General features: G+C 71.8%; 17 protein-coding genes. 3 read left to right on the plus strand and 14 right to left on the minus strand.

Going from position 1 to position 26,459, the window contains the following annotated elements; genetic code table 11:
- Nucleotides 1–23: 23 nt before the first annotated feature.
- From ACIBN2_RS39690 to ACIBN2_RS39725, 8 genes are all read right to left on the minus strand, one after another.
- On the minus strand, nucleotides 24–1,802 hold the full coding sequence (locus tag ACIBN2_RS39690) for a GMC family oxidoreductase N-terminal domain-containing protein (protein WP_399142064.1): 1,779 nt from the start codon (nucleotides 1,800–1,802) through the stop codon (nucleotides 24–26).
- Between the two features lie 13 nt (nucleotides 1,803–1,815).
- Nucleotides 1,816–3,429: a succinic semialdehyde dehydrogenase gene (locus tag ACIBN2_RS39695; RefSeq protein WP_399142065.1), complete on the minus strand. Its 1,614-nt coding sequence runs from the start codon at nucleotides 3,427–3,429 to the stop codon at nucleotides 1,816–1,818.
- A 136-nt stretch (nucleotides 3,430–3,565) separates the two neighbouring features.
- Nucleotides 3,566–5,278, minus strand: a complete 1,713-nt coding sequence (locus ACIBN2_RS39700; protein WP_399142067.1) for a serine/threonine-protein kinase — start codon at nucleotides 5,276–5,278, stop codon at nucleotides 3,566–3,568.
- A gap of 69 nt (nucleotides 5,279–5,347) precedes the next feature.
- Complete coding sequence (locus tag ACIBN2_RS39705; protein WP_399142068.1) at nucleotides 5,348–6,958, minus strand: serine/threonine-protein kinase; 1,611 nt, start codon at nucleotides 6,956–6,958, stop codon at nucleotides 5,348–5,350.
- Between the two features lie 92 nt (nucleotides 6,959–7,050).
- Nucleotides 7,051–8,706: a serine/threonine-protein kinase gene (locus tag ACIBN2_RS39710; protein ID WP_399142070.1), complete on the minus strand. Its 1,656-nt coding sequence runs from the start codon at nucleotides 8,704–8,706 to the stop codon at nucleotides 7,051–7,053.
- Between the two features lie 59 nt (nucleotides 8,707–8,765).
- On the minus strand, nucleotides 8,766–10,403 hold the full coding sequence (locus tag ACIBN2_RS39715) for a protein kinase (RefSeq protein WP_399142072.1): 1,638 nt from the start codon (nucleotides 10,401–10,403) through the stop codon (nucleotides 8,766–8,768).
- Between the two features lie 162 nt (nucleotides 10,404–10,565).
- Entirely contained in the window at nucleotides 10,566–13,358 is a 2,793-nt protein-coding gene (locus tag ACIBN2_RS39720; protein ID WP_399142074.1) for a protein kinase, read from the minus strand.
- Between the two features lie 164 nt (nucleotides 13,359–13,522).
- Complete coding sequence (locus tag ACIBN2_RS39725; protein WP_399142169.1) at nucleotides 13,523–15,706, minus strand: serine/threonine-protein kinase; 2,184 nt, start codon at nucleotides 15,704–15,706, stop codon at nucleotides 13,523–13,525.
- 171 nt (nucleotides 15,707–15,877) lie between these two features.
- Between ACIBN2_RS39725 and ACIBN2_RS39730 the strand changes: the two genes are divergently transcribed.
- Nucleotides 15,878–16,921 (plus strand): serine hydrolase domain-containing protein, encoded by a 1,044-nt coding sequence (locus tag ACIBN2_RS39730; RefSeq protein WP_399142075.1) that lies wholly within the window; start codon nucleotides 15,878–15,880, stop codon nucleotides 16,919–16,921.
- Between the two features lie 144 nt (nucleotides 16,922–17,065).
- Here ACIBN2_RS39730 and ACIBN2_RS39735 read toward each other — a convergent pair whose 3' ends face one another.
- Nucleotides 17,066–18,772 carry a glycerol-3-phosphate dehydrogenase/oxidase gene (locus ACIBN2_RS39735; protein ID WP_399142076.1) on the minus strand — a complete coding sequence of 569 codons (1,707 nt, stop codon included), beginning with the start codon at nucleotides 18,770–18,772 and terminating at the stop codon, nucleotides 17,066–17,068.
- Nucleotides 18,773–19,045: 273 nt separating this feature from the next.
- On the opposite strand from ACIBN2_RS39735, the gene ACIBN2_RS39740 reads away from it, so the two are divergent.
- Entirely contained in the window at nucleotides 19,046–20,254 is a 1,209-nt protein-coding gene (locus ACIBN2_RS39740; RefSeq protein ID WP_399142078.1) for a nucleotide sugar dehydrogenase, read from the plus strand.
- Nucleotides 20,255–20,357: 103 nt separating this feature from the next.
- Here the strand turns inward: ACIBN2_RS39740 and ACIBN2_RS39745 are convergent, their stop codons facing one another.
- From ACIBN2_RS39745 to ACIBN2_RS39760, 4 genes are all read right to left on the minus strand, one after another.
- The gene (locus ACIBN2_RS39745; protein ID WP_399142080.1) at nucleotides 20,358–21,482 is read right to left on the minus strand and encodes a GuaB3 family IMP dehydrogenase-related protein; all 1,125 of its coding nucleotides are present in this window, start codon (nucleotides 21,480–21,482) and stop codon (nucleotides 20,358–20,360) included.
- A gap of 117 nt (nucleotides 21,483–21,599) precedes the next feature.
- Nucleotides 21,600–23,102 (minus strand): IMP dehydrogenase, encoded by a 1,503-nt coding sequence (gene guaB, locus ACIBN2_RS39750; RefSeq protein ID WP_399142081.1) that lies wholly within the window; start codon nucleotides 23,100–23,102, stop codon nucleotides 21,600–21,602.
- A 154-nt stretch (nucleotides 23,103–23,256) separates the two neighbouring features.
- Nucleotides 23,257–23,844, minus strand: a complete 588-nt coding sequence (locus tag ACIBN2_RS39755) for a sigma-70 family RNA polymerase sigma factor (RefSeq protein WP_399142083.1) — start codon at nucleotides 23,842–23,844, stop codon at nucleotides 23,257–23,259.
- Between the two features lie 265 nt (nucleotides 23,845–24,109).
- A complete protein-coding gene (locus ACIBN2_RS39760; RefSeq protein WP_003948568.1) occupies nucleotides 24,110–24,721 on the minus strand; it encodes a response regulator transcription factor in 612 nt (203 codons plus the stop codon).
- A 381-nt stretch (nucleotides 24,722–25,102) separates the two neighbouring features.
- On the opposite strand from ACIBN2_RS39760, the gene ACIBN2_RS39765 reads away from it, so the two are divergent.
- On the plus strand, nucleotides 25,103–25,426 hold the full coding sequence (locus tag ACIBN2_RS39765) for a WhiB family transcriptional regulator (protein WP_384252330.1): 324 nt from the start codon (nucleotides 25,103–25,105) through the stop codon (nucleotides 25,424–25,426).
- Nucleotides 25,427–25,471: 45 nt separating this feature from the next.
- Here ACIBN2_RS39765 and ACIBN2_RS39770 read toward each other — a convergent pair whose 3' ends face one another.
- Complete coding sequence (locus ACIBN2_RS39770) at nucleotides 25,472–26,377, minus strand: LysR family transcriptional regulator (protein ID WP_399142085.1); 906 nt, start codon at nucleotides 26,375–26,377, stop codon at nucleotides 25,472–25,474.
- Nucleotides 26,378–26,459 lie beyond the last annotated feature (82 nt).

Below are 26,459 nucleotides of genomic sequence, written 5' to 3' on the forward strand. Positions count from 1 at the left end.
ACGGCCGTCACTGCCGCGGACGGTCACTTCTTGGGTGGCACCGCCGGCATCCCCAGGAACGGCAGCTTCAGCGCGCCGAAGGCGTCCGCCGGGACCGCCGGGGCCAGCGGCTCCACCGGCTTCAGGCGTTCGTACGCCGCCCCCTGCTCCGGACGCTGGTCCGTCTCGCCCTTGTTGGGCCAGTACGACATCGCGCGCTCGGCCTGCGCGGTGATGGTGAGGGAGGGGTTCACGCCCAGGTTCGCCGAGACCGCGGCGCCGTCCACCACCGAGATGCCGGGGTGGCCGTAGAGGCGGTGGTACGGGTCGATCACGCCGGTCTCGCGGGAGGAGCCGATCGGGCAGCCGCCGAGGAAGTGGGCGGTGAGGGGGGTGCCCATGAGCTCGCCGACGTTGGAGCCCGCGAAACCGTTGATGCCGGCGGCGATGACCGAGGCGCTCTCGGAAGCGGCCTTGATCTGCACGGGGTTGGGGGCTCCGTGGCCCTGGCGGGCGGTGAGCAGGCCCTTGCCCATGCCGTCCGGCTTCAGGTACGTGGTCAGGGAGTTGTCCAGGGACTGCATCACCAGTCCGATGATGGTCCGCTCCGACCAGCGGCGGTTGGACAGGGAGCGCAGGACGAGCATCGGGTGGCGGACCGCGTTGCGCAGCCAGGCCAGCACCCTGGACGAGCCCTCCGCGTACGGCACCTGGAGGATGGACAGGCCGCCCATGGAGTTGGAGCCCTTGCCGTAGCGGACCGGCTCGATGTGGGTGTTCTCGTCCGGGTGGATGGACGAGGTGATGGCGACGCCCCGCGTGAAGTCGACCTTCGGCTCGCCCGTCGCCTTGCGGTAGCGCCGGTTGTCCGTCTGCGCGCCGACCAGCGCCTCGGAGTTCGTACGGGTCAGCACGCCCAACTTCTCCGAGATGTACGGCAGTTGACCGCCGGCCTTCATACGGTGCAGCAGGGTCTGGGTGCCGTAGGTGCCGGCCGCCAGCACCACCCGGCGGGCCTTGAAGGTGCGGCCGGCGCCCTTCTTCTTGTTGTCGGTGGGGAGGGTCGCGACGGCGTAGCCGCCCTGCGAGTCGTCCGTGACCGACACGACGGTGGTCATCGGGTGCACGACCGCGCCCGCCTTCTCGGCGAGGTACAGGTAGTTCTCGTTGAGGGTGTTCTTCGCGCCGTGGCGGCAGCCCGTCATGCACTCGCCGCACTCGGTGCAGGCGTTGCGGGCCGGTCCCGCGCCGCCGAAGTAGGGGTCGTCCACCTGCTGTCCGGGCGCGGTCCTCGACTTCCCCTCGGCGTCCTTGCCGTCGCCGAAGAAGACGCCGACCGGCGCCATGTGGAAGGTGTCGCCCACGCCCATCTGCTCGGCGGCGGCCTTCAGATGCACGTCGGACGGGGTCATCGTCGGGTTCAGCCGGACGCCGAGCATGCGCTGCGCCTGGTCGTAGTACGGCTTCAACTCCTCCTGCCAGTCCGTGATGTCACGCCACTGCGGGTCGTCGAAGAACGGCTTCGGCGGTACGTAGAGGGTGTTGGCGTAGTTGAGGGAGCCGCCGCCGACGCCCGCGCCGGCCAGCACCATGACGTTGCCGAGCAGGTGGATGCGCTGGATGCCGAACATGCCGAGCTTCGGCGCCCAGAGGTAGTTCTTCAGGTCCCAGGAGTTCTTGGGCAGGGACTCGCGGGTCCAGCGCCGGCCCGCCTCCAGCACCCCTACGCGATAGCCCTTCTCGGTGAGGCGCAGGGCGGTGACCGAACCGCCGAAGCCGGATCCGACAACGATCACGTCGTAGTCGTAAGCGTCGTTGCTCACGCGCACTCTCCTCTTACCGGAACCGGAACGCCTTCATGAGCCGCAGGCTCCGGCTCATGAACTGGGCGTACTTCTCGTCGTCCATCCCCAGCGACGGCGCCATCGGCAGCAGGCGCTGGTGGGCCACCGTCTGGGCCTCCGTGTACTTGAGGATGCCCTCGGAGCCGTGCCGGCGGCCGAGGCCGGAGTCCTTCATCCCGCCCATGGGGGACTGGACGCTGCCGTAGGCGGGGGCGTAGCCCTCGTTGACGTTCACGGTGCCCGTGCGCAGCCGTGCGGCGACCGCGCGGCCGCGGCCGCCGTCCTTCGTCCAGACCGACGAATTCAGGCCGTACGGCGTGGAGTTGGCGTGCTCGATCGCCTCGTCGTCGGTCTTGAAGCGGTAGATCGAGACGACCGGTCCGAAGGTCTCCTCCGTGCACACCGACATCGGCTCGGTCACGCCGTCGAGGATGGTCGGCTCGAAGAAGTACGGGCCGATGTCCGGGCGGGCGGTGCCGCCGGCGACGACCTTCGCGCCCTTGGCCACGGCCTCCTCGACGTGCCGGGTGACCGTCTCCAGCTGCCGCTCCCCCACCAGTGAGCCCATGTCGGCGCCGTAGGCGAGGGACCTGCCGAGGCGCATGCCCTTGGTGCGGGCGGCGAAGCGCTCCAGGAAGGCGTCGGCGATCGACTCGTGGACGTACAACCGCTCGATGGAGATGCAGAGTTGGCCGGCCGAGGAGAAACAGGCGCGGATCGCGCCCGCGGCCGCCTTCTCGATGTCGGCGTCCTCCAGGACCAGCATCGCGTTCTTGCCGCCGAGCTCGAGGGAGACGCCGACCAATCGGGCGGCGGCGCCCTGGGCGACCTCGCGGCCGGTGCGGGTGGAGCCGGTGAAGGAGACGTAGTCGGCGTGCTTGACGACCTCGGGGCCGACGACCGGGCCCTCGCCGAGCACGACCTGGAAGACGCCCGCGGGCAGACCGGCCTCGATCAGCAGGTCGCGGGCCCACAGGGCGGTGAGGCAGGTCTCCGTGTCGGGCTTCATCACCACCGCGTTGCCCGCGACGAAGGCCGGGAGAGCGTCGCCGACGGACAGTTCCAGGGGGTAGTTCCAGGGGGCGATCTGGCCGACCACGCCGCGCGGGTGGCGCAGTTCGGAGACCTTCGTCAGCGTCGGGATCGCGCCCGTGTGCCGCTTCGGCCTGAGGTACGAGGGGGCCTTGCGCCCGTAGTGGCGGGAGGCCACGGCGACGGCCTGGACCTCCTCGTGGGCGTGCAGGCGGGCCTTGCCGGTCTCCAGCTGGATCAGGTCGAGGACCTCGGCCTGGCGGGCGAGCACCAGGTCGTGGAAGCGGAGCAGGACGGCCGCGCGCTGCCGGACCGGTGTCTGCGCCCACACCGCCTGCGCCGCGCGGGCCGCCTCGAACGCCTTGGCCACATCCTCGGGCGTGGACTCCGGCAGGTCGGCGAGCTTCTCGCCGGTGAACGGCGTGTGGTTGGCGGTCCGGCCGGAGCCGACCACGCCCTTGGTCAGCTGGGCGACCAGCTCGGGCGTCACCACGTCGGCGGCCGTACGGGCGCCCTCCGGTGCGGGGGCGAGGGGATTCGTGCCGGTCTTGGCCGGGGCTTGCGCGTCCGTCATGAGGCGCAGGGTATGCCGGTGCGCAGGCTTTGGGTACCCGTCGGTAACGCGACTTCACCGACTGCTCACACGATGCCAGTGCTCACTGGCAACGAATGCGCTGATCAGCGCTTGTGCGGGTACGGCCCGCGGCGGTTCAGCTTCTTCCGATGACAAGACGGTCACGTGCGCCCTTGAAGAGCGACGTTCCCTTCTTCTCGTCCGGAGTGCCCTTGGGCATGTCGACGCGCAATTCGTACAGGCGGCCGTCGCCGGTGCGGACCATCAGCTGCATCACCCGGGTCCGGGCGTCGGCCGTGCCGTAGGTGGTGTCGGCGAGGACGGCCTCGGCACCGTGGAGGGTGGTGCGGGTGTACTGGGTGCGCGCGTCCCCGTCGTAGCCGTTCCAGGTGGCGTGGGCCGCCCGCGCCTCGGCCATCGGCGTGCGGGGCGCCTGGTCCCACTCGGTGAGGCGGATGGTGACGTCGCTGCCGGTCTCGTCGTACTCGGCCAGACGGGGCGGATGGGCGGTGTCCCCCTCCCTGGCGGACTCCCGGTACGGGCTCGGGAGGGAGAGGACGGCGTTCATCGCGATCTCGCGGTGCGCGGTCCAGCCGGCGGGGCCGGCGGTGGACGTCGGGGCCGCGACGCGGGCCGGGGCCTCGCTGAGGGTGGCGGTGCGCTCGGTGGCACCGTCGGGCGCGGTGGCGTAGGAGACGCCGAGCCAGCTGCCGCCGGCGAGAAGGGCGACGAGGGCCGCGAGCAGGACGGGGCGGCGGAGGGGGCGTACCGGGGCGTGAGTGGGGGCGGGGGCGGCGGTGGAGGCGGTCGTGGTGGCGGGTTCGGAGGGTGGCTCGGGTAACGCGGTGGCGGGCTCGGGGAGCGGCTCCGCGGAGCCCTCGCCCGCGCCCGGGCCCCCGTCCGCGCCCGGTGCCGGCTTCTCCCGCCGTCGTACGGTCCCTGTGTCGTCCGCGAACTCCCGTAGCGCCGAAACGTCCTGAGTCACCGTCACGTCATCGCCGACGACCGGCACCGGCCACCCCTCGGCCACCGCCTCCAGCACGATCGCCGTCTGTTCCGCGGCGGGTCGCCGCTCGGGGTCCTTCAGGAGCAGGTGGGATATCAACGGGCCCAGCGGTCCCGCCTGTTTCGGCGCGGGCGCATCGGCGGCGATGACCGCGGCGAGCGTGGACTCCACCGTCGTACGCCGGAACGGGGAGGAGCCTTCCACCGCCGCGTACAGCAGGACGCCCAGCGACCACAGGTCGGAGGCGGGCCCCGCGCTCCGGCCCGACATCCGCTCGGGCGCGACGAACTCCAGCGAGCCGACGAACTCCCCGCTCATGGTGAGGGATTCCTCGCCCTGGACATGGGCGATGCCGAAGTCGGTGAGGACGACGCGGCCGTGGGCGCCGAGCAGCACGTTGGCGGGCTTCACGTCCCGGTGGACGATGCCGACGGAGTGCGCGGCGCGCAGGGCGCCGAGGACGGCGAGACCGATACGGGCGGCCTCGACGGCCTCGACCGGCCCGCGCCGGAGCACCTCGTGCAGGGACTCACCGCGGACCAGCTCCATGACGATCCACGGCAGTCCGTCCTCCTCCACCACGTCGTGGATGGAGACGGCGGCGGGATGGTCGACGCGGGCGGCGGCGCGGGCCTCGCGGTAGAGGCGGTGGGCGGCCCGCCGATGGTGCTCGTCGTCCGGATCGCCCGGCAGCCGCGGCTGCTTGACGGCGACCTCCCGCCGCACGAGTTCGTCGTACGCCTGCCAGACCGTGCCCATCCCGCCGGAGCCGATGCGCTCGGTCAGCCGGTAGCGCCCGCCGACCAGCCGGCCGTCGCGCGTACGTTCGCCGCCTTCGCTCATGCCTCATCAGTACCGTGCGGAACGGCGGCTTGTCGACGCTGGTCCGGCCGGCTCGCGCGGGCCCCGCGGCTACGGCCTGGCGATGTCGATGTTGGCCAGCGCGGTCTTCGCCACCTCACGCCCGCGGGCCGTGAAGTCGCCCTTGCCCGGGTAGCTGACGGTGACCTTGTACATGTCGCCGGACCTGGTCCGGTAGTACCAGATCTGGAGTTCGCGCGGGCGCGGGTTCTGGCTGTCGTCGGTGGTGTAGGCGACGGTGTTCTCGGCCGCGGGCCTGCCGTCGTGCGTGATGTTGCCGTTCGTCCTCGTCCTCGTCTTCGCCCCGGAGGGCATGTTGAGGTCGTACTCGCCGTCGCTCTTGAAGTGCTCGTTGTCGGCGTACATCTGGGCGGCGGCGGAGTTCTTGATGTCGCCCGCGGTGTCTTCGCTCTTCCTCGACAGGTTCACGCCGATCCAGACGGCGCCGCTCCGGTCGGTGTAGGTGACCCAGTTCTTGTCGGAGTCGTCCTTGCCCGGACGGCCCACCTCATAGGTCGCGGGCACCCCGATCGTCACGCCCAGCCCGGGGCTCGCCTGCTTCTTCCAGCCGTCGGGGAGCGGTCCCGCGAACGGGTCCGCGAGCACCAGATACGCCGCCACGGCCGCCGCGACGACCCCCGCACCGATGCCGAGCAGCGTCTTCCGGCCGAGCCGGATCCCCCGCTCGACGATCCGCACCTGCTGCATGGGCGCGGTCGGCACGGGCTCCGGCGGGTTCGCGGCCTGGGACAGCAGGGCCCGGACCCGGGCGGCGCCCGGACGTCTCGCCGGGTCCTTCTGGAGCAGGCCCGTGATCAGCTCGGCCAGCGGGCCGGACGCCGAAGCGGGCGGTGCCGGCGTGGCGTTGAGGACCGACTGGAGCGTGGCCGGCGTGTTGCTGCGGCGGAACGGCGAGACGCCCTCGGTGGCCGCGTAGAGCACCACGCCCAGCGACCAGAGGTCGGAGGCCGGGCCGGGGCGCTGGCCGAGCACGCGCTCCGGGGCGATGTACTCGGGCGAGCCGACGAAGCCGCCGGTGTCCGTCAGATTGGTCTCGCCCTCGATCTGCGCGATGCCGAAGTCGGTGAGGACGACGCGGTCGTAGCGGCCGAGGAGGACGTTGTCGGGCTTGACGTCGCGGTGCAGGATGCCCGCCTCGTGCGCGGCCTCCAGCGCGCCGAGCACCTCCAGGCCGATCCTGGCGGCCTCGCGGGCGTCCAGCGTGCCCTCCTGGAGGGCGCTGCCGAGCGAGCGGCCCCGCACCAGCTCCATGACGATCCACGGCTGGCCGTCCACGACCGCCACATCATGGACGTCGACGACCGCGGGATGGTCCAGACGGGCCGCGGCGCGCGCCTCGCGGCGCATCCGCTCGAAGACGTTGGCACGTTCGCGATCGGGAAGGTGGTCCGGAACGCGGGGCTCCTTGACGGCGACCTCGCGGTCGACCGTCTCGTCCTTCGCGCGCCACACCGTGCCCATGCCGCCGTGCCCGAGCTTGGCCAGCAGCCGGTACCGGCCGGCGATGAGACGACCGGTGCCCGGGTCCGGAGGCGATGCCACCTGGGTGGGCACTGCGTACGGGTTCGGCTCCTGCGGCGGTTGCAGGACAAAACTCGTCGTCTCGTCGGACTCCTGGCCCGCGCCCCCGTTGTTGCTCATGGAACCATCCATATCTCGTCACGCACTCCCGTATCCACAGGGAATGCCCTCCGGTCACAGACCCGTGACGCGTACTGCTGCTTATCTCCCATTTATGTACGTACGAACGTGTCGATCGCGACGTCGAAGTACTCCTTGGCCTCCCGCACCTTGCCGACGGGCGCCGACACCCACACGTCGTACATCCGCCCGTCCTCCTCCCAGCACAGGTCGTAGGTGTGCCGTGCACCCTCCGCCGTGCTGAAGCCGTTCCAGGTGAACTCCCAGAGAGCGGCGGGGTGTCCGTGCCGCGTGGCCGAGGTGACCCGGCCGTCGTGGTAGCCGGGGTTCGTGTCCGGGCCCTTTGCGGCGGAGCGCTGCATCACCGCGAGCGGACCGCCGGGGTCCGGTTCGGCGGCCTTGATGCCGAGGCGGAACGTCTCTCCCGGCGACAGGTAGAAGACGCGCTCCCCCTGCGGCTCACGCGTGAAGCCCTCCGGTACGGCGAGGGAGAAGCCGGCCGGGTCGTCGGCGACGCGGTAGCCGGACGGTGCGGAGGGGCGGCGGCTCACGGAGGAACCGGGCGAGGGGCTCGCGCTGGGGGACGGTGACCTGCTCGAACCGCTGGGCGAGGGCGACCTCGAGCCGCTGAGAGAGGCCGACGCGCTCACCGACGTACCGGGGCTTGAACTCGCCGGTGTGCCGCCCCCGTCGCCGCCGCGGTTCATCAGCAGCGCCGCCGCCGACACCCCCGCCCCGGCCATCGCGGCGACGAGCAGCGCGGCCACGAGCACGCCCCGGGTGGAGTGCCGGGGCTGCTCCACCGTCGCCGGCGGCGACGGCGCCGGTGCCGGTGCCGGCAACGGGGCCGGGGCGGGCTGCGGGCGGGGCACGTCCCGCTGGGTCGGTGTGTAGTCGGGCGCCGGGATACGGCCCGTGGAGCGGTAGGCGCGCAGCATCCGCTCGGCCTGGTCCGCGTCCAGCCGCCGGTCCGGATCGCGCTCCAGCAGGCCCCGTACGACGGGCAGGAGCGGTTCGGCCTGCGGCGGCGGCCGAATCTCGTCGAACACGACCGCGTGCAGGATGCCGCCCAACGAGTCGCGCCGGAACGGGGATTCGCCGCTCAGCACGGTGCACAGCAGCGCGCCGACCGACCAGAGGTCGGACTCCGGACCGGTGCGCGCCCCGGACATCCGTTCCGGCGCGGTGTACTCGGGCGAGCCGACGAAGGAGCCCGTCTCGGTGAGCGTGGTGGCGCCCGCGACCTGCGCGATGCCGAAGTCGGTGAGGACGACGCGATGGGAGCCCGACTCCAGCAGGACGTTGGCGGGTTTGATGTCGCGGTGCAGGACACCGGCCGCGTGCGCCGTGCGCAGCGCGCTCAGCAGGCCGATGCCGATCCGGGCGGCCTCGGCGGCGTCGACCGGCCCGTGCGCGGAGACCCGGTCGGCCAGCGTGCCGCCGTCGATCAACTCCATGACGAGGTACGGGCGTTCGTCGTGCACCACGACGTCGTGCACGACGATGATGTGCGGATGGCGCAGCTGGGCCACCGCGCGCGCCTCACGCAGCGTGCGCTCGCGCTGCCGCCGGGCCTCCTCGGCCGAGAGCGTCTCGTCGAGGTCGAGCGGGATCTCCTTGACCGCCACGCGCCGGCCGAGCAGCTCGTCGGTCGCCCGCCACACCACGCCCATGCCGCCGCGCCCGAGCCTCGCCTCGAGCCGGTAACGGCCCGCGATGACACGGACGTTCTCCCCCTCGGTCCCCATGCGCCCCATCATGCCCCACCGGACGGATGGGCTCCGGGGCGGTGATCGGCCAACTCCGGCTACTGCGAGGTCTTTTCCTGCCAGCCCTGCAGCACCGCGGCGAACTGCTTGCTCGTCTTCGTCCAGTCCTTCGCGGGCGAGGACATGTAGAGCGCGTACTCCGTGTTGTCGCGCGAGAAGTAGGTCTCCTCGACGGCGCGCCGCGGCCCGTAGCCGTTGGGCGAGTCCTTCTGCAGCGCCGTCCAGGTGTACTCCCACACCGAGCCGTCGCGGTCGCGGTAGATGTTCTTCTCCAGCTGGAGGCGCGTGTAGTTGACCAGGCGGCCGTCGAGCTGCTGGTCCAGGTCGAGCTGGTGCGCGTAGGCGTCCTTGAAGTCCGGCGAGGTGTCCATGGCGATACGGACGAAGCGCCTGCCGTTGTCGGGCGAGTAGTCGACCTGCCTGAGATCCCCCTGGACGCCGACGACCGAGCGCTTCCAGCCCTTGGGCAGCCAGACGCTGAAGCCCCACGGGTCGTCGTACTGCTTCCAGGAGGCGGGGACGCCGCCGACGGGTCCGCCGCCCGGGCTCTTCGACGGGGCCGGGCTCTGCGACGAGGAGGCACCGCCGCCGGTCTGCCGCCCGTCGTCGTACTTCTGCCACGCGACGGCCGCGCCGCCGCCGATGACCGCGGCGAGCGCGACCGTGAGCAGGAGAGTGCGCAGCCGGCGCCGCTTCGGCCCGGGAGCGGCGCCCGCGGGCATGCCGTTCGGCCCGAGCATCGTGGGCGCCGTCGCCGGCGGGTACGGCGTCGAGGAGCCGGTCTGCGGCCCGGTGTTGGCCGCCGTCTCGTAGCGGGGGCCCACGTGCTGCGTCGGCACGTACGCCTGGGCCGCGTTCGAGCGCCGGCCCTCCGCCACCTCGGCGAGCATCTGCTCGGCCTCGACGGCGCCCGGGCGCGCCGCCGGGTCCTTGTGCAGCAGCGCGGCCATGACGGGCCCGAGGGGACCGGCGAACTGCGGCTCGGCGGCGTCCTCCTCGACGACCGCCTGCATCGTGGACAGCGGCGAGGTGCGCCGGAACGGCGACCTGCCCTCCACCGCCGTGTACAGCGTCGCGCCGAGCGCCCACAAATCGGAGGCGGGGCCCGGATCGTGGCCGCGGACGCGCTCGGGGGCGAGGTAGTCGACCGAGCCGACGACCTCACCGGTGCGCGTGATGGTGGAGTCGCCCTCTATCTGGGCGATGCCGAAGTCGGTCAGCAGGACGCGGCCGTCGTGGCCGATGAGCACGTTGCCGGGCTTCACGTCGCGGTGCAGCACCCCGGCGGAGTGCGCGGCGCGCAGCGCACGCAGCACCCACATCCCGATGCGCGCGGCCTCCGCGGGCTCGACCCGGCCGCGCTCCTTGACCGCGTCGGCCAGCGAGTACCCCTCGACCAGCTCCATCACGATCCACGGGCGGCCGTCGTGCTCGAGCACGTCGTGCACGGTGACCACGGCGGAGTGGTTGATGCGCGCGGCGGCGCGCGCCTCCGCCCGCGTCCGCGCGAGCAGCCGGTCCTGGTCGCTCTCGGAGACGTAGAGCGCGGCGGTCAACTCCTTGATCGCGACGGCCCGGTGCAGCACCTCGTCGTGCGCGCGCCACACGCGGCCCATGCCACCGCTGCCGATCGAGTCGGCGAGCCGGTAGCGGCCCGCGACAAGCTGGCCCTGCATCTGATTCACGTTGCCCCGCAATGCTCTTGACAGGGTCAGACTAAGGACAGGGTCGCCAACACGGAACCAGGGGGGTACCAAGGAGACCGCACTGTGACGGTTGTCGCTTCCGTGCGTATGGCGCAACCATCCGGGCCCTTCACGGAGCCTTCACAGATGAGTTCAGTCAGTCACCTGATACGTGGCCGAGGCCTGCTCGTACAGCTTCGTCACCTCGTCCCGCTGGGACTCGGGCCCGCGCACCTGCACGATGTGGTAGCGCCCGTCGATGAGCATCGCGATGTTGCGCACGTACAGGTCGCGTCCGCTGCCGTCGGTCCAGGTGAACTGCCCCTCGGCCGAGGTCCGCGTGCCCACGGTGACGGTGCGCAACCCGGTCGCGGTGGCCCAGCTGGAGCTGCGGTACGGCTGCAACTCGTGCTCCGTGTCCCGCTGGTAGGCCATCGGGTCCTTGCCGTAGGTGACCGCGCCGTCGCGCCCCTTGACCACGATCAGCTCGAAGTCGCCGTGCGTGTACACGACTTGGTTCCACGCGTTCTTCGGGACCCGCGACCAGCCCTTGGCCACGGCGATCCGGAAGCCGTCGGGGTCCTTGCGGAGGGTGAAGCCGCCCGGGAGATCGGGGCCGGTGGTCTGACTCTCCGTCGCACCGGCCGACTTGGAGGCACCGGAGCTGTTCCCGGACGTGGGCGAGGTCTGGTCGGGCCGCGGCTGACTGCTCGCGCCCTGCTCCGACTGCGTGGGGGCCGGGCCGACCTCCCCCGCGCTGCCGGTGCGGTCGCCCGCCGCGCCGGTGTCTTTGGCCTTCGGCATGAAGAGCACGGCGTACGCGATCGCCGCGGCCAGCAGGAGCAGGACCAGCAGAAGCAGCGTACGGCCCAGCCTGCGCGGCGATTTCACCTCCCGCTTGGCCCGCTTGTGCCGGCCGTGCGGGCTGGTCGCGGGAAGCTGGGCGCGCCGCCTGCGCACCAGCTCGCCCCGCCGCCGTACGACGGGCAGCCGGCTGGTGTCGGTCGGCGGTGCCGCTATGACGTGCACGCCGGCGTCCGGCTCGGGCGCGGACCGCACGAGCGACCGCAGCCAGCCGCGCAGCTCCTCGAAGTCCAGCCGCTCGGTGGGGTCCTGACGCAGCAGCGACTCCACGACCGGCCTCAGCGGCCCGCACTCCTCGGCGAAGGCGGGCGGCTCGGCGCACACCATCTGCACCAGCTCGGCCGTCGACTCCTCGGGGTAGGGCCCGTGTCCCTGTACGGCCCTGAAGAGCAGCGCGCCCAGCGCCCACAGGTCGGTCGCGGGTCCGATGGGCGGCGCCAACTGCCAGTTCTCGTGCACCGGTCCGGCCTGCTCGGGTGCCCAGCGCTCGGTCACCGGCCCCACGACGGCCATCCGCGCCTGCCGCGCCCGCTCCGCGGCGAGCGGAGTGGCGGGACCACGGGACGCGGGGCTGCCGGCCACGAGGTCGTCCCACCGGCTCGGGGGCGTCGTGCCGGGCGGCAGCGGTGCCGGGGCCGCGCCGGGCAGGGCGTGCGCGCCGGGGCCGACGGGCATCGGAACTCCCGCCGCGGGCGCGGTGTCCAGGCCGGGCGCGGGGGCTCCGGGGGCGGTGGCTCCGGGCGAGGCGGCTCCGGGCCAGGTGGCTCCGTAAGCACCGCCGGCTTCGACGGCGCCGTCGAGGGGCGAGCCACCCGCCTCCGTGCCGCCGGCCATCATGCCGCCAGGCTCCGCGCCACCGGCCTCCGTGCCTCCGGGCGGAAGTGCCGTGCGTCCGCCCTGGCCGCTCGCGGGGCCTGCCGCTCCATTGGCGCCGGGGCGGGGCGCGGCGCCGTGCCAGGAGGCGCCGCCCACGCCGTAGGGGTCGGCTATCTGTCCCGGAGGCGCGGGCGCGGGGTCACCGGAAGCGTGCGTCTGCGCCGAGCCGTTGGCCTGGGACGCGGGGCCGCCCTCGGGCGCGGAACGGGCACCCGGCAGCGCCGCCCGCTGACCCTGCTGCGCCTGCTGCACCCTGGCCGCGGCCCGGGCGCCCGCCCGGTACGCCGCGATCGCACCCGCCCGCGCGGCCCGGATGTCCCCGCCGCTCTCGATGGCCTTGGGAGCGAGGGCACCGGTCGCCCCCGCTGCTTGCGCCGTGTCCGCCCCTGCGGGGGCCAGTCCCCCGGCCGCCCGTGCCGCGATCGCCGCCCGCCGAGCGGCCTCGGGATCGCCACCGGGACCGCCCTGGGGACTCGGGACGACCTGACCGCCCGGCAGCTCCAGGCCGCCGGACGCACGGGACCCGGCCGAACCCGAGGAGGGGCCGGGCGCGGCTCCGAACCCGCCGTCCTCGTCACTCTCCGCAGCCGGCACCGGGTCGTACCCGCACAGCGCCTCTTCCGCCGCACCGACCGCGAGCCCGGTCAGCATCACCCGTCCGTCGTCGCAGACGAGCACCGTCTTGGCCGTGATGTTCCGGTGCACCCAGCCGTGGGCGTGCAGCACGCGCAGCGCCATGAGGACGTCGGACGCCACCTCGGCCGCGCGATACGGCGTCAGCGGCTTCTCGGCGAGCAGCGCCGCCAGCGGGCGGGCCTCCACCAACTCGCTGACGATCCACAGCGAACCGCCCTCGGCGAACACGTCGAAGACCTGGTCGAGCCGTGGATGGTCGGGAATCCGCGCCGCGGCCTGCGCGGCCTCCATCGCACGCCGTACGGCCGGATCGGTGGGCCGCCGCGTCCCGGCGCGTGTCTGGGACCGGGCTCCCCGATCCCGGGGACCACGAGCCGTGAAGCCGTCGGGCAGGCCGTCGGCGTCGATCACCTCGGCCTCGACGACCTCCGGCAACGGAATCTGCCTGACCAGGACTTCCTGCCCGCTGTAGGTGTCGAAGGCGCGGGTGTCGGTGAGTTCGTACTCGTCGGCGGGCGGCAACGGCAGGCGGTAGCGGTCGGCGAGCACCCGACCCGCATAGTCGTCCACGTTGCCTCCCCCGGCAGCCCGGTCGGTCAATTCCGTTCGCCTTGCGCGCCGTTCCGAACCGATACTCGGATGCGTACGGTCCGCAAGCACTCACGATACGTGCCGGAGGCAACCCGCAAAGAGGGGATGCCAGATCTCACGGCTCAAACGCGGGGCCGGTCACATCACGACTTCGGTTCGAACGTCTTCGCGAGCGTCTTCCATGTGTCCTTACGGAGTTCACTGCCCCAATTGGCCGCTTTAGCGGTGTACATCAGTGCATATCCGAGATGGTCGTTGACGACGAATCCCCGGTCTATGGTCCGGTACTTCGTGCCGCCGTCCACATAGGTGAATTCCCAGTCGGCCGCGTTCCAGCCGCGGTAATCCACCTTCTCTATCCGGATCTTCTGGTACCCCGAGCGCACCATGTAGCGTTCCTGGTTCTTCCAGTCGGCCACGGGGTCGCCCTTGGGCGTGGACGTCCAGGCGATGAGCAGCTTCTGCCCGTCGGGCCCGGTGAACCGGTCCCCGGCGGCGCCGGTGGACTCGTACTTCCATCCCTTGGGCAGCCCGATCGAGTAGCCCTGGCTCCCCTTGTGCGTCGACTCCGCCGCGCCACCGCCCCCGGACGACCCGTCAGCCGCGCTGCCGCCGGTCGCGGTCGGGCTGTCACCCGGCGCGCCGGCCGACGGCGAGGCCGCACCGGACTGCGCGGCGCCGCCGTCCTTGTCCTTATGGGTCCCGCCGCTCGCGTCCTCCTTGGTACTGGCACGGGCGGACGCACTCGCCGCGGCCTTCCCGCCGCCGCTCTTCGCGCCGTTGGAGTCCTTGCCGCCGCCCCCGCCGAGCGTGAGCGCCAGCACGGTCCCGAGCACGGCCAGCACGGCCACGACCGCGATGATCACCAGTGTCCGCTTCGGCACCACGTCACTGAGCGGCGCCCGGGGCACGGGCCGCGGCGGCAGATCCGGCGGCGGCACGACCGGCCACCCCGAACTGCGCCCACCGGACGGCGTGTTCGCCCCATGCGCCCCACTCTCGGTGCCCGCGGAGTCCGCCGCGCGCGCCGCAGCCGATGCACCCGTGGTCCCGGAAGAGGCCGGGGAACCCGAGTCCCGCCCCGGTGCCGACGGCGCCGAAGACGGCGACGCGGCAGACGCGGCAGACGCGGACGCGGGAGGCACCGGCGGCAACGGAGCGGTGGGAGCCGTGGGAGCGCTGGACCCGGCCGCCCCCGCGGACGCGTCACCGGAACCCGAACCGGCTTCAGCGCCACCGGACTTGCCGCGCGCCGCAGCCGCCGAACCGGCCGCCGCTCCCGCCGCCGTGGCGGCCTTGCGCACGGAGCGCAGCGCCCCGCGCAGCTTCTCCGCCGCCTCCTCGCCCCGCTTGCCCCCGGAGCCGCCCGAACTCCGCCCGCCCTCGGGACCGTCGGGCTGCGTCGGCAACGGCACGACCTTGGTCGCGTCGGCCGGCGGCTCCGGCTCGTCCTTCCGCTCGGGCGCGTGGATCACCGCGTTGAGCATGGCCCGCGCACCCGCGTCGTCGAGCCGCTGGGCCGGATCCTTGGTCAGCAGACCGTAGATGACGTCCTTCAGCGGCCCCGCGTTCTTCGGCTCCTCCAGCGGCTCCGTCATCACCGCGGTCAGAGTCGCTATGGCCGAGCCCTTGTCGTACGGCGGCAGGCCCTCGACCGCCGCGTACAGCAGTCCGCCGAGCGACCACAGGTCGGCCGCGGGGCCCGGCTTGTGCCCGCGGGCCCGCTCGGGGGAGATGTAGGAGGGCGCTCCGACGAGCATGCCGGTCGAGGTGATGGACGGGTCGCCCTCGACCTGGGCGATACCGAAGTCGGTGAGCACCACCCGGCCGGTGTCGGACTCCAGCAGGACGTTGGACGGCTTCACGTCACGGTGCAGGATGCCCTCGCGGTGCGCCGAACGCAGCACGTCGAGAACGGCCAGCCCGACCTCGGCAGCCCGCTTCGGCTCGAGCAGGCCGTCCTCCCGGATGACCTCGGCGAGCGACTTGCCCTCGACGAGCTCCATCACGATCCACGGCCGGTCGTCCTCGTCGACCACGTCGAAGACCGTCACCGCGCTGTTGTTGCGGATCCGCGCGATCGCCTTGGCCTCGCGCAGCGTCCGCGTGATCAGCCGGCGCTTCTCGTCCTCGTCGATGTTCGACGGGAACCGCAGCTCCTTGACGGCGACCGTCCGGCCCAGGGTCTCGTCCTCGGCCCGCCACACCGTGCCCATGCCGCCGCGGCCGAGCACCCTCCCCAGCCGGTAGCGCCCGGCGAGTAGACGATCACGGTTGTCCTGACGAGTCTCCTGACGAGATGACCCCGCCCGCTCCGCCTCCGACATGCGTCCCCTCATGCAACCCGCCCTGACAGAGCCTCCATTGTCCCTCACCCGACAAGTGCCCAGTGCCCAGGGTGCCAGTGGTGCCGTACGGGGGATTTGCGCCCTCAAGACCCCCCTGAACCGCGGATTCCGCCACCCTGCATGATGGGCCGTGACAAGGGAGGAGCCGCGATGGCGCCGCTTCGGACACTACTGGCCGTACCTGTGTCCCTGGCCCTGCTCGCCCTCCTCCCCAGCGGCCTTCCGGCCCCCCGGTCCCCCGCCGCGAATGCGGTCCTTCCGCTGCTGGTCACACGGGGTGGAGCGCCCGCCGCGGCCCTTCTGGCCCAGGAGCAGTCCGGCACCCGCTACGCCCGGGCGGGTCGCGGCATCGCCCGCGCCGACCACTTCCGCGCCGGCAGCATCACCAAGACCTTCGTCGCCACCGTCGTCCTGCAACTGGCCGCACAGCACCGGCTCTCCCTGTCCGACACCGTCGAGCGGCACCTGCCCGGGCTGGTGCGCGGAGCGGGCAACGACGGCCGGGCGCTGACGCTGCGGGCCCTGCTCACCCACACCAGCGGCCTGTACGACTTCACCCGGGACACCAGGGGCGTCACCCCCGTCACTCCGCTTCAGGCCGTACGCATCGCACTCACCCACCCCCCGGCCCACCGCGGCCGCTTCTCGTACTCGAACACCAACTACGTCCTGCTCGGCCTGGTCGTCCAGCAGGTCACCGGCCGCTCCTACGCCGCCGAGGCCGAGCGGCGCATCATCGCTCCGCTGGGTCTGACGGGCACCTCCTTTCCTGGCTCGCGCACCTCTCTGCCCTCCCCGCACGGCCGCGCCTACACCGCCGGCGGAGCCGACGTCACCGAACTCGACCCGCGGGTGGCCGGGGCCGCGGGCGAGCTGGTGACCACGCTCGCCGATCTGGACCGCTTCTACTCGGCCCTGCTCGACGGCGAACTGCTGCCCTCGCGCTGGCTGCGCGAGATGCTCGACACCCGTACCGCACACGGCTCGTACGGCATGGGCCTGTTTCCCGTGAAGCTGCCGTGCGGCACCACGGTGTGGGGACACAACGGACGCATCCTCGGCAGCTACGTGCGCGCCGCAGCCACCGCCGACGGCCGTCGTGTCCTCACCTTCCGGGTGAACACGGCGGGGATCGCGGATCCCGGTCTCGAACCCCGGCTGCTCGATGCCGAGTTCTGCCCCCGCATTCAGTAGAACGACCGGGTTCCGAACGAAGATCCCGAATCCTGACACTCGTTCGGGTGACACTTCGGGTGACTCGTCAGGTAATACGAGGTCAGGCCCTCGATCACAGGGGGGACTTACAACCGAGCGAGGACCTACAGCCGAAGCGGGGCCTTACAGCGGCACGATGTCCGGCGCCCCCAGCCGCGCCGCGTCCGCCGTGAGGTCGTCGGGCTGCCGCTGCGACTCCCGCTCTGCCTCCACCCGCTTCTCGTAGTGCTCGACCTCGCGCTCGATCTGGTCCTTGTCCCAGCCGAGCACCGGTGCCATGAGTTCGGCCGCTTCCCGCGCGCTGCGCGTGCCCCGGTCGAAGGTCTCGATGGAGATGCGGGTGCGCCGGGTCAGCGCGTCGTCCAGATGCCGGGCGCCCTCGTGCGAGGCGGCGTAGACGATTTCGGCGCGCAGATAGTCGTCGGCGGCCTGGAGGGGCTCACCGAGGGACGAGTCGGTGCCGATGAGGTCGAGGACCTCCTCCGCCATCGCGCCGTACCGATTCAGCAGATGCTCCACGCGCACCACGTGCAGGCCGGTCCGTGCCGCGATCCGCGCCCGGGCGTTCCACAGCGCCCGGTAGCCCTCGGCGCCCAGCAGCGGCACGTCCTCCGTCACGCACTCGGCGACCCGCATGTCGAGGCCGTGCACCGCCTCGTCCACCGCGTCCTTGGCCATCACCCGGTATGTCGTGTACTTGCCGCCCGCCACCACGACCAGGCCGGGCGCCGGATGCGCCACGGTGTGCTCGCGCGACAGCTTGCTGGTGGCGTCCGACTCGCCGGCCAGCAGCGGGCGCAGACCCGCGTACACCCCCTGCACGTCGTCCCGCGTCAGCGGCACCGCGAGGACCGAGTTCACATGCTCCAGCAGGTAGTCGATGTCCGCGCTGGACGCGGCGGGATGCGCCTTGTCGAGGTCCCAGTCGGTGTCCGTCGTGCCGACGATCCAGTGCCGGCCCCAGGGGATGACGAAGAGCACGGACTTCTCCGTGCGCAGGATCAGCCCGGACGAGGAGCTGATGCGGTCCTTCGGTACGACCAGGTGGATGCCCTTGGACGCCCGGACGTGGAACTGCCCGCGCTCACCCACCATGGCCTGGGTGTCGTCGGTCCACACGCCCGTCGCGTTGACGACCTGCTTGGCGTGGACCTCGTACTCCCCGCCCGCCTCGACGTCCCGCACGCGCGCGCCGACGACCCGTTCGCCCTCGCGGATGAACCCCGTCACGCGCGCGCGGTTGGCGACCTTCGCGCCATAGGACGCCGCAGTGCGCACCAGTGTGGCCACGTAACGCGCGTCGTCCATCTGGGCGTCGTAGTACTGCAGGGCCCCGACCAGCGCGTCCTTCTTCAAGGCCGGAGCCACGCGCAGGGCGTGACGGCGGGTCAGGTGACGGTGCAGGGGCAGACCGCGGCCGTGTCCGCGGGCCATCGACATGGCGTCGTAGAGCGCGACGCCCGAGCCCGCGTACAGCCGCTCCCAGCCCTTGTGCTGCAGCGGGTAGAGGAACGGCACCGGCTTCACCAGGTGCGGGGCCAGCCGCTCCAGCAGAAGCCCGCGCTCCTTCAGCGCCTCCCGTACGAGCGCGAAGTCGAGCATCTCCAGATAGCGCAGTCCGCCGTGGACCAGCTTGCTGGACCTGCTGGAGGTGCCCGAGGCCCAGTCCCGGGCTTCGACCAGGCCGGTGGACAGACCGCGTGTCACGGCGTCGAGGGCGGTTCCCGCACCGACCACGCCACCGCCCACGACCAGCACGTCCAGCTCGCGCTCGGCCATTCCGGCCAGTGACTCGGCGCGCTGCGCCGGCCCCAGTGTCGCTGTCCTCACTGCTGCCTCCCGCTATCGATAGCGCCGGCCGCACCCGTCGGGCGAAGCCCGTTTCCTATCCCCCATGCCCAAAATTCTGACCGTGTTGCCCGAGTTCAGCCACCACTCGCCCCCAGCCTGTGGACAACATTCCCAGGACCTGCGGAAAACGCGGTCGGCCAATACCGCAAGACGGTCATATTTACTCCTAGTGTGACATTGCGCTTCACCTGTCCTGTCCACAGGGCTTGCGCACCTGTCCCGCTTCGGTTACTGGGAAGGACGGTCCACGCCATGCCCGCAGATCTCGCCGTCATCGGACTCGGCCCGTTCGGCCTGCCCCTGGCCCAGGCGGCCGTCGCCGCCGGCATCCCCACGCTCGGCTACCGGACCGGTCCCGAACCCGGTTCCCTCAGCCCCGCGGAACTGCGCCGCATGTTTTCGGGGGGCTTCAAGCACGCCACCGCCCCCGCCGAGCTCGGCCGGGTCCGCACCGCGGTCATCTGCGCGCCGACGCCCCGCGGCGCGGACGGGGGCCTCGACCTCGGCCAGGTGGAGGCCGCCGCGCGCACGCTGGCCGCGCACCTGCGCCCGCACACCACGGTGATCCTGGAGTCGCCCGTACCCCCCGGAACGACCGAGGAGTTTCTGCGCCCGGTCCTGGAACAGGGCTCCGGGCTGCGCGCGGGCCGCGACTTCCACCTCGCCTACTCCCCCAGTCGGGTGGATCCCGGCAACCGCGACTTCACCCCGGCCAACATCCCCAAGGTGATCGGCGGCCTCACGCCCGCGTGCACCGAGTCGGCGGCCGCGTTCTACGGCCGCCTCACCGACAAGGTGGTACGCGCGCGTGGTCTGCGCGAGGCGGAGACCGTGCAGCTCCTGGAGACCAACTTCCGGCACGTCAACATCGCGCTCGTCAACGAGATGGCCGTCCTCTGCCACGGCCTGGGCGTCGACCTGTGGGACGTCATCCGCTGCGCGGAGACCAAGCCGTTCGGCTTCGAGGCCTTCCGGCCCGGTCCCGGTGTCGGCGGGCACGCCGTCCCCCAGGACCTGACCGGCCACGCCGGACGCACCCTGCGCATGGTCGAACTGGCCCAGCAGGTCAACAGCCAGATGCCCCGTTACGTCGTCCGGCGCGCGGCGACCCTCCTCAACGAGCACGGCAAGTCGGCCCGGGGGGCCCGCGTTCTCCTCCTCGGCGTCACGTACAAGCCCGACCTCGCCGACCAACAGGGCACCCCCGCCCAGGAGATCGCCGTCCGCCTGATGGAACTCGGCGCCTCCGTCAGCTACCACGACCCGCACGTCCCGTCCTGGAACGTCCTCGACCGCCCGGTCCCCCGCGCCGACTCCCTCTACGAGGCCGCGGCCGACGCCGACCTGACGATCCTTCTCCAGCAGCACCGGACATACGACCTGCAGGGCCTGTCGGTGAAGGCACAACTCCTGCTGGACACCCGCGGCGCCGCACCCACCGGGGTGGCGCACCGGTTGTGAAGAGGGGCGCGCGGGTGGGCGAGCCCCGGGGGCCGGTGGCATGCGGGACAGGAAGGGGGCCGGTCACCCCACCAGGTGACCGGCCCCCTTCACGCCGTACGCGTCACCGCTTGTGCTGCGAGTCCGCCACCGTGACCTCGACGCGCTGGAACTCCTTGAGCTCGCTGTAGCCGGTCGTGGCCATCGCGCGGCGCAGGGCGCCGAAGAAGTTCATGGAACCGTCGGGGGTGTGCGAGGGGCCCGTCAGGACCTCCTCGATCGTGCCGACGGTGCCCAGGTCGACCTTCTTGCCGCGCGGCAGCTCCTCGTTGACGGCCTCCATGCCCCAGTGGTGGCCGCGACCCGGTGCATCCGTCGCGCGGGCCAGCGGGGAGCCCATCATCACCGAGTCGGCGCCGCAGGCGATCGCCTTCGGGAGGTCGCCGGACCAGCCGACACCGCCGTCGGCGATCACGTGCACGTACCGGCCGCCGGACTCGTCCATGTAGTCGCGGCGGGCCGCGGCCACGTCCGCGACCGCCGTGGCCATCGGGACCTGGATGCCCAGGACGTTGCGCGTGGTGTGCGCCGCGCCGCCGCCGAAGCCGACGAGCACGCCCGCCGCGCCCGTGCGCATGAGGTGCAGCGCCGCGGTGTAGGTGGCACAGCCGCCGACGATCACCGGGACGTCGAGCTCGTAGATGAACTGCTTCAGGTTCAGCGGCTCGTGCGAGCCGGAGACGTGCTCCGCCGACACAGTCGTGCCGCGGATGACGAAGATGTCCACGCCCGCGTCCACGACCGCCTTGGAAAACTGCGCCGTGCGCTGCGGGGAGAGCGCGGCCGCCGTGACCACACCGGAGTCGCGCACCTCCTTGATGCGCTGGCCGATCAGCTCCTCCTTGATGGGAGCCGTGTAGATCTCCTGGATACGGCGGGTCGCGGCCTCCGCGGGCAGCCCGGCGATCTCGTCGAGCAGCGGCTGCGGGTCCTCGTACCGCGTCCACAGGCCCTCGAGGTTGAGCACACCGAGGCCGCCGAGCTCGCCGATGCGGATCGCGGTGGCCGGCGAGACGACCGAGTCCATGGGAGCGGCCAGGAACGGCAGCTCGAAGCGGTAGGCATCGATCTGCCAGGCGATCGAGACCTCCTTCGGGTCCCGCGTACGGCGGCTGGGGACGACGGCGATGTCGTCGAAGGCGTACGCCCGGCGGCCGCGCTTGCCGCGCCCGATCTCGATCTCAGTCACGTCTGTGGCCTTTCCCTGATGCGTTGCAGCGTCTTCCAGTATCGCCGACGGGTACGACAAGGGCGGCCCCGGAGTGTTCCGGGACCGCCCAGTGCGTCCGCTACGCGCGCGTGCGCGTCACTGCCTGCTGTAGTTCGGCGCCTCGACCGTCATCTGGATGTCGTGCGGGTGGCTCTCCTTGAGGCCCGCCGAGGTGATCCGGACGAAGCGGCCCTTGGACTCCATCTCCTCGATGGTGGCCGCGCCCACGTAGCCCATGGTCTGACGCAGACCGCCGACGAGCTGGTGCAGGACGTTGGCCAGCGGGCCGCGGTAGGGCACCTGGCCCTCGACGCCCTCGGGCACGAGCTTGTCGTCGGAGGCGACCTCGGCCTGGAAGTAGCGGTCCTTCGAGAAGGACTTCCCCTGGCCGCGGGACTGCATCGCGCCGAGCGAGCCCATGCCGCGGTAGGACTTGAACTGCTTGCCGTTGATGAAGAGCAGCTCGCCGGGCGACTCCTCGCAGCCCGCGAGCAGGCTGCCCAGCATGACGGTGTCGGCACCGGCGGCGAGCGCCTTGCCGATGTCGCCGGAGTACTGCAGGCCGCCGTCGCCGATCAGGGGGATGCCCGCGGGGCGGGCGGCGAGGGACGCCTCGTAGATGGCGGTGACCTGCGGAACGCCGATGCCGGCGACCACGCGCGTGGTGCAGATCGAACCGGGGCCCACGCCCACCTTGATGCCGTCGACGCCGGCGTCGATCAGCGCCTGCGCGCCGTCACGCGTGGCGACGTTGCCGCCGATCACGTCGACCGAGACGCTCGACTTGATCTTCGCCATCCAGCTGAGGGCGTTGCTGTTGTGGCCGTGCGAGGTGTCGACGACCAGGAAGTCCACGCCCGCCCCAGCCAGCGCCTGGGCCCGCTCCAGGGCCTCGGGGCTGGCGCCCACGGCGGCACCGACGAGCAGCCGGCCCTCCGCGTCCTTGGCGGCGTTCGGGTACTTCTCGGCCTTGACGAAGTCCTTGACGGTGATCAGGCCCTTGAGGATGCCCTCGCCGTCGACCAGCGGCAGCTTCTCGATCTTGTGCTTGCGCAGCAGCTCCATGGCGTCGACACCGGAGATGCCGACCTTGCCGGTGACCAGCGGCATGGGCGTCATGACGTCGCGCACCTGACGGCTGCGGTCGGTCTCGAAGGCCATGTCGCGGTTGGTGACGATGCCGAGCAGCTTGCCGGCCGGGTCGGTCACGGGCACACCGCTGATCCGGAACTTGGCGCACAGGGCGTCCGCCTCCGCGAGCGTCGCCTCGGGGTGCACCGTGATGGGGTCGGTGACCATGCCGGACTCGGACCGCTTGACCAGGTCGACCTGGTTGACCTGGTCCTCGACCGACAGGTTGCGGTGCAGGACGCCGACGCCGCCCAGGCGGGCCATCGCGATCGCCATGCGGGACTCGGTCACCTTGTCCATCGCCGCCGAGAGCAGCGGGATGTTGACCCGGACGTTGCGGGAGATGCGGGACGAGGTGTCGACCGCGTTGGGCAGCACCTCGGATGCGCCCGGCAGCAGCAGCACGTCGTCGTAGGTCAGCCCGAGTGTCGCGAATTTTCCGGGCACTCCGTCGACGTTCGCAGTCATGACACCTTCCCCAAATGGCCTTGATCGGTGCGGATGTCCATGCTAACGGGAAGCGTGCCTCTCAAATTCCACGGTTCCGCATGGCCCCGGGCTTCGTATGTTCGTACGGAATCGTTGAGGCGCCTGTTCAAAGCAGGCGCTCAACACAGGGGCGTCACTGCTCCGCGAGCGCCCTGAGCCGACTCAGTGCCCGGTGCTGCGCGACCCGCACCGCTCCGGGTGACATTCCCAACATCTGACCCGTCTCCTCGGCCGTGAGGCCCACCGCGATGCGCAGCAGGAGCAGTTCGCGCTGGTTCTCGGGGAGGTTGGCCAGGAGTTTCTTGGCCCATTCGGCGTCGCTGCTGAGCAGCGCGCGCTCCTCCGGACCGAGTGAGTCGTCGGGCCGCTCCGGCATCTCGTCCGACGGCAGCACCGTCGACCCGGGGTGCCGCATCGCCGCCCGCTGGAGGTCCGCGACCTTGTGCGCGGCGATCGCGAAGACGAACGCCTCGAAGGGGCGGCCGGTGTCCTTGTAGCGCGGCAGCGCGAGCAGGACGGCGACGCAGACTTCCTGCGCGAGGTCCTCCACGAAGTGCCGGGCGTCGCCCGGCAGGCGGGACAGACGCGTGCGGCAGTAGCGCAGCGCAAGGGGGTGGACATGGGCGAGCAGGTCGTGTGTCGCCTGTTCGTCCCCGTCGACGGCGCGATGGACGAGCGCACCGATCGCCCCTGCGGCATTGGCCGCCTCGTCGTCGCGCATCGGTCCATGGTGCCTTGCGGCCACACGGTCCGTGGCACCGCGCTCGATGTTGTGCACCGAAGCGTTATGAGCAGGTGCGCCGGAACTCATCCCTTGCGCCCTCCTCTTCCGCTCGACCGACTCGTCCCCGAGAGACTCCACACCTCAAGGATGCGGCATCCGCGCCGAAACGAGCAGCGGGCACCCGGCGGGTCGTTTTGCCACCCCCGCCCACCGTGCGGTAGGCGGGGATTCTCCGAACCCCCGCTACGACACACACAAGGCCCTAACGGACCAGGCCCCAGCGGAAACCGAGCGCCACCGCGTGTGCCCGGTCCGAGGCGCCGAGCTTCTTGAACAGCCGCCGGGCGTGCGTCTTGACGGTGTCCTCGGAGAGGAACAGCTCGCGGCCGATCTCCGCGTTGGACCGGCCGTGGCTCATGCCCTCGAGCACCTGGATCTCACGCGCGGTGAGCGTGGGCGCGGCGCCCATCTCGGCGGAGCGCAGCCGGCGCGGGGCCAGTCGCCAGGTCGGGTCGGCGAGCGCCTGGGTGACGGTCGCGCGCAACTCCGCGCGCGAGGCGTCCTTGTGCAGATAGCCGCGGGCACCCGCGGCGACCGCGAGGGCCACGCCGTCCAGGTCCTCGGCGACGGTCAGCATGATGATGCGCGCACCGGGGTCGGCGGACAGCAGCCGCCGCACGGTCTCCACGCCGCCCAGGCCGGGCATGCGCACATCCATCAGAATCAGGTCCGAGCGGTCCGCGCCCCAGCGGCGGAGGACTTCCTCGCCGTTGGCCGCGGTCGTCACACGCTCGACGCCGGGCACGGTTGCGACCGCGCGACGGAGCGCCTCTCGGGCAAGCGGGGAGTCGTCGCAGACGAGGACGGATGTCATGGCCGCCCTCCGCAGCTGATGCGCGTCACCTTGAGCCTCCAGGCTGGTACGAAATCGTCACCTGTGCGGTCGACCGTCTCGGACGCCTGCCCGAGCACTTGTTGTTTCAACCGCCTCCGCCCTCTCAACGACGGTCACTCGAAAGAGTTACGGGGCCGTGTGCCATCTTCGGCACTCTACGTGAGGGCCCGGACACGGTGGAGACATGCGGCGCGGACCCTCAATGTTTCATCACAACCCATGCCCCATTTAGACCCCTTTTCTTCCCACCTAGTGGTGTCTGAGGCTAGATTCGCAATGAGTCATATTTTCATCTCCTTAGATCATAGATGTACGGTCGTTGGCACGTATCCGCCCAGAACGGCTACAAGGGGTCACGTAATGGCAGATTTCTCCCGCCTTCCCGGACCGAACGCGGACCTTTGGGACTGGCAGCTTCTGGCCGCCTGTCGTGGGGTGGACAGCTCCCTCTTTTTTCACCCGGAGGGTGAGCGCGGTGCGGCCCGGAGCGCTCGCGAGAACTCGGCCAAGGAGGTCTGCATGAGGTGCCCCGTGCGCGCGCAGTGCGCGGCGCACGCGCTCGCGGTGAGAGAGCCGTACGGCGTGTGGGGTGGCCTGACCGAGGACGAGCGCGAAGAACTCATGGGACGCGCGCGAAACCGGCTGGTCGTAGCGGCTGGTGGGGACAGCGCATCGAACACTTGAAGGAACGTTTCTCCCACTCCGTGATGGGCACGCGCCGCGTGCCCATCATTTTTTCTGGCGGGCGGCCGCGCGCGCGAGGTGCTCCAGGGTCGCCGCGACCGCGGGTACCTGGGCGAGGTCGGGCAGGGTCAGCGCCACGATCTCCCGGCGCACCGCCGGCCGGAGTTCCAGCACGCGCGCGCGCCGAGGCCGTACGGACTCGATGGCGAGCTGCGGCAGTACGGCGACACCGAGGCCCGCGCCGACCAGGCCGACCACCGCCGGATAGTCGTCGGTGGCGAAGTCGATGCGCGGGGTGAAGCCGGCACCCTCGCACACCTCCACCAACTGCCCGCGGCAGCGCGGGCATCCGGCGATCCACGGCTCGCGCGCGAGGTCGCCGATAGCCACCGAGCCGGCCCCCGCGAGCCGGTGCCGCTCCGGCACGAGCCCGACGAGGCGGTCGCTCAGCAGCGGCCGTACGACCAGGTCGTCCCATTCCTCCGCGCCCGCCGCGCCCTCGTAGCGGAAGGCCAGTGCCACGTCGCAGTCGCCCTCGCGCAGCAGTTCGACGGAGGCGGGGGGTTCCGCCTCCTCGAGCGAGACGCGGGTGCCGGGGTGCGCGGCGCGCAGGGCGGCGAGGGCGGTGGGGACGAGGGTGGAGCTGCCGCTGGGGAAGGAGACGAGCCGGACGCGTCCCGCGCGCAGCCCGGCGATGGCCGCGACCTCCTCCTCGGCGGCGGTGAGTCCGGCGAGGATGCCGTTGGCGTGCCGGACCAGGGCCTCGCCGGCCTGGGTCAGCCGCATCTCGCGACCGCTGCGCACGAGCAGCGGGGTGCCCACGGACGACTCCAGGGCCTTCATCTGCTGGCTCACGGCGGGCTGGGTGCAGCCGAGTTCGCGCCCCGCCGCCGAGAAGGAGCCGGTGGCGGCGACGGCACGCAGGACACGCAGATGACGGGCTTCGATCACAGAACCAAGGATAAGAGATCCTTTGATACGGCACCTGATAATGCGTCGACGCTTTGGTGCCCCTTCGCCTAACGTCTCCGGG

Source organism: Streptomyces sp. NPDC050534 (assembly GCF_044457745.1).
Lineage (GTDB): Bacteria > Actinomycetota > Actinomycetes > Streptomycetales > Streptomycetaceae > Streptomyces.

What these genes read in the sequence shown, in the direction of transcription:
- ACIBN2_RS39695 (WP_399142065.1), bottom strand. Translation starts at nt 3,429, where the DNA reads ATGACGGACGCGCAAGCCCCGGCCAAGACCGGCACGAATCCCCTCGCC.
- ACIBN2_RS39700 (WP_399142067.1), bottom strand. Translation starts at nt 5,278, where the DNA reads ATGAGCGAAGGCGGCGAACGTACGCGCGACGGCCGGCTGGTCGGCGGG.
- ACIBN2_RS39705 (WP_399142068.1), bottom strand. Translation starts at nt 6,958, where the DNA reads ATGAGCAACAACGGGGGCGCGGGCCAGGAGTCCGACGAGACGACGAGT.
- ACIBN2_RS39710 (WP_399142070.1), bottom strand. Translation starts at nt 8,706, where the DNA reads ATGGGGACCGAGGGGGAGAACGTCCGTGTCATCGCGGGCCGTTACCGG.
- ACIBN2_RS39715 (WP_399142072.1), bottom strand. Translation starts at nt 10,403, where the DNA reads ATGCAGGGCCAGCTTGTCGCGGGCCGCTACCGGCTCGCCGACTCGATC.
- ACIBN2_RS39725 (WP_399142169.1), bottom strand. Translation starts at nt 15,706, where the DNA reads ATGTCGGAGGCGGAGCGGGCGGGGTCATCTCGTCAGGAGACTCGTCAG.
- ACIBN2_RS39730 (WP_399142075.1), top strand. Translation starts at nt 15,878, where the DNA reads ATGGCGCCGCTTCGGACACTACTGGCCGTACCTGTGTCCCTGGCCCTG.
- ACIBN2_RS39740 (WP_399142078.1), top strand. Translation starts at nt 19,046, where the DNA reads ATGCCCGCAGATCTCGCCGTCATCGGACTCGGCCCGTTCGGCCTGCCC.
- guaB (WP_399142081.1), bottom strand. Translation starts at nt 23,102, where the DNA reads ATGACTGCGAACGTCGACGGAGTGCCCGGAAAATTCGCGACACTCGGG.
- ACIBN2_RS39755 (WP_399142083.1), bottom strand. Translation starts at nt 23,844, where the DNA reads ATGCGCGACGACGAGGCGGCCAATGCCGCAGGGGCGATCGGTGCGCTC.
- ACIBN2_RS39760 (WP_003948568.1), bottom strand. Translation starts at nt 24,721, where the DNA reads ATGACATCCGTCCTCGTCTGCGACGACTCCCCGCTTGCCCGAGAGGCG.
- ACIBN2_RS39765 (WP_384252330.1), top strand. Translation starts at nt 25,103, where the DNA reads ATGGCAGATTTCTCCCGCCTTCCCGGACCGAACGCGGACCTTTGGGAC.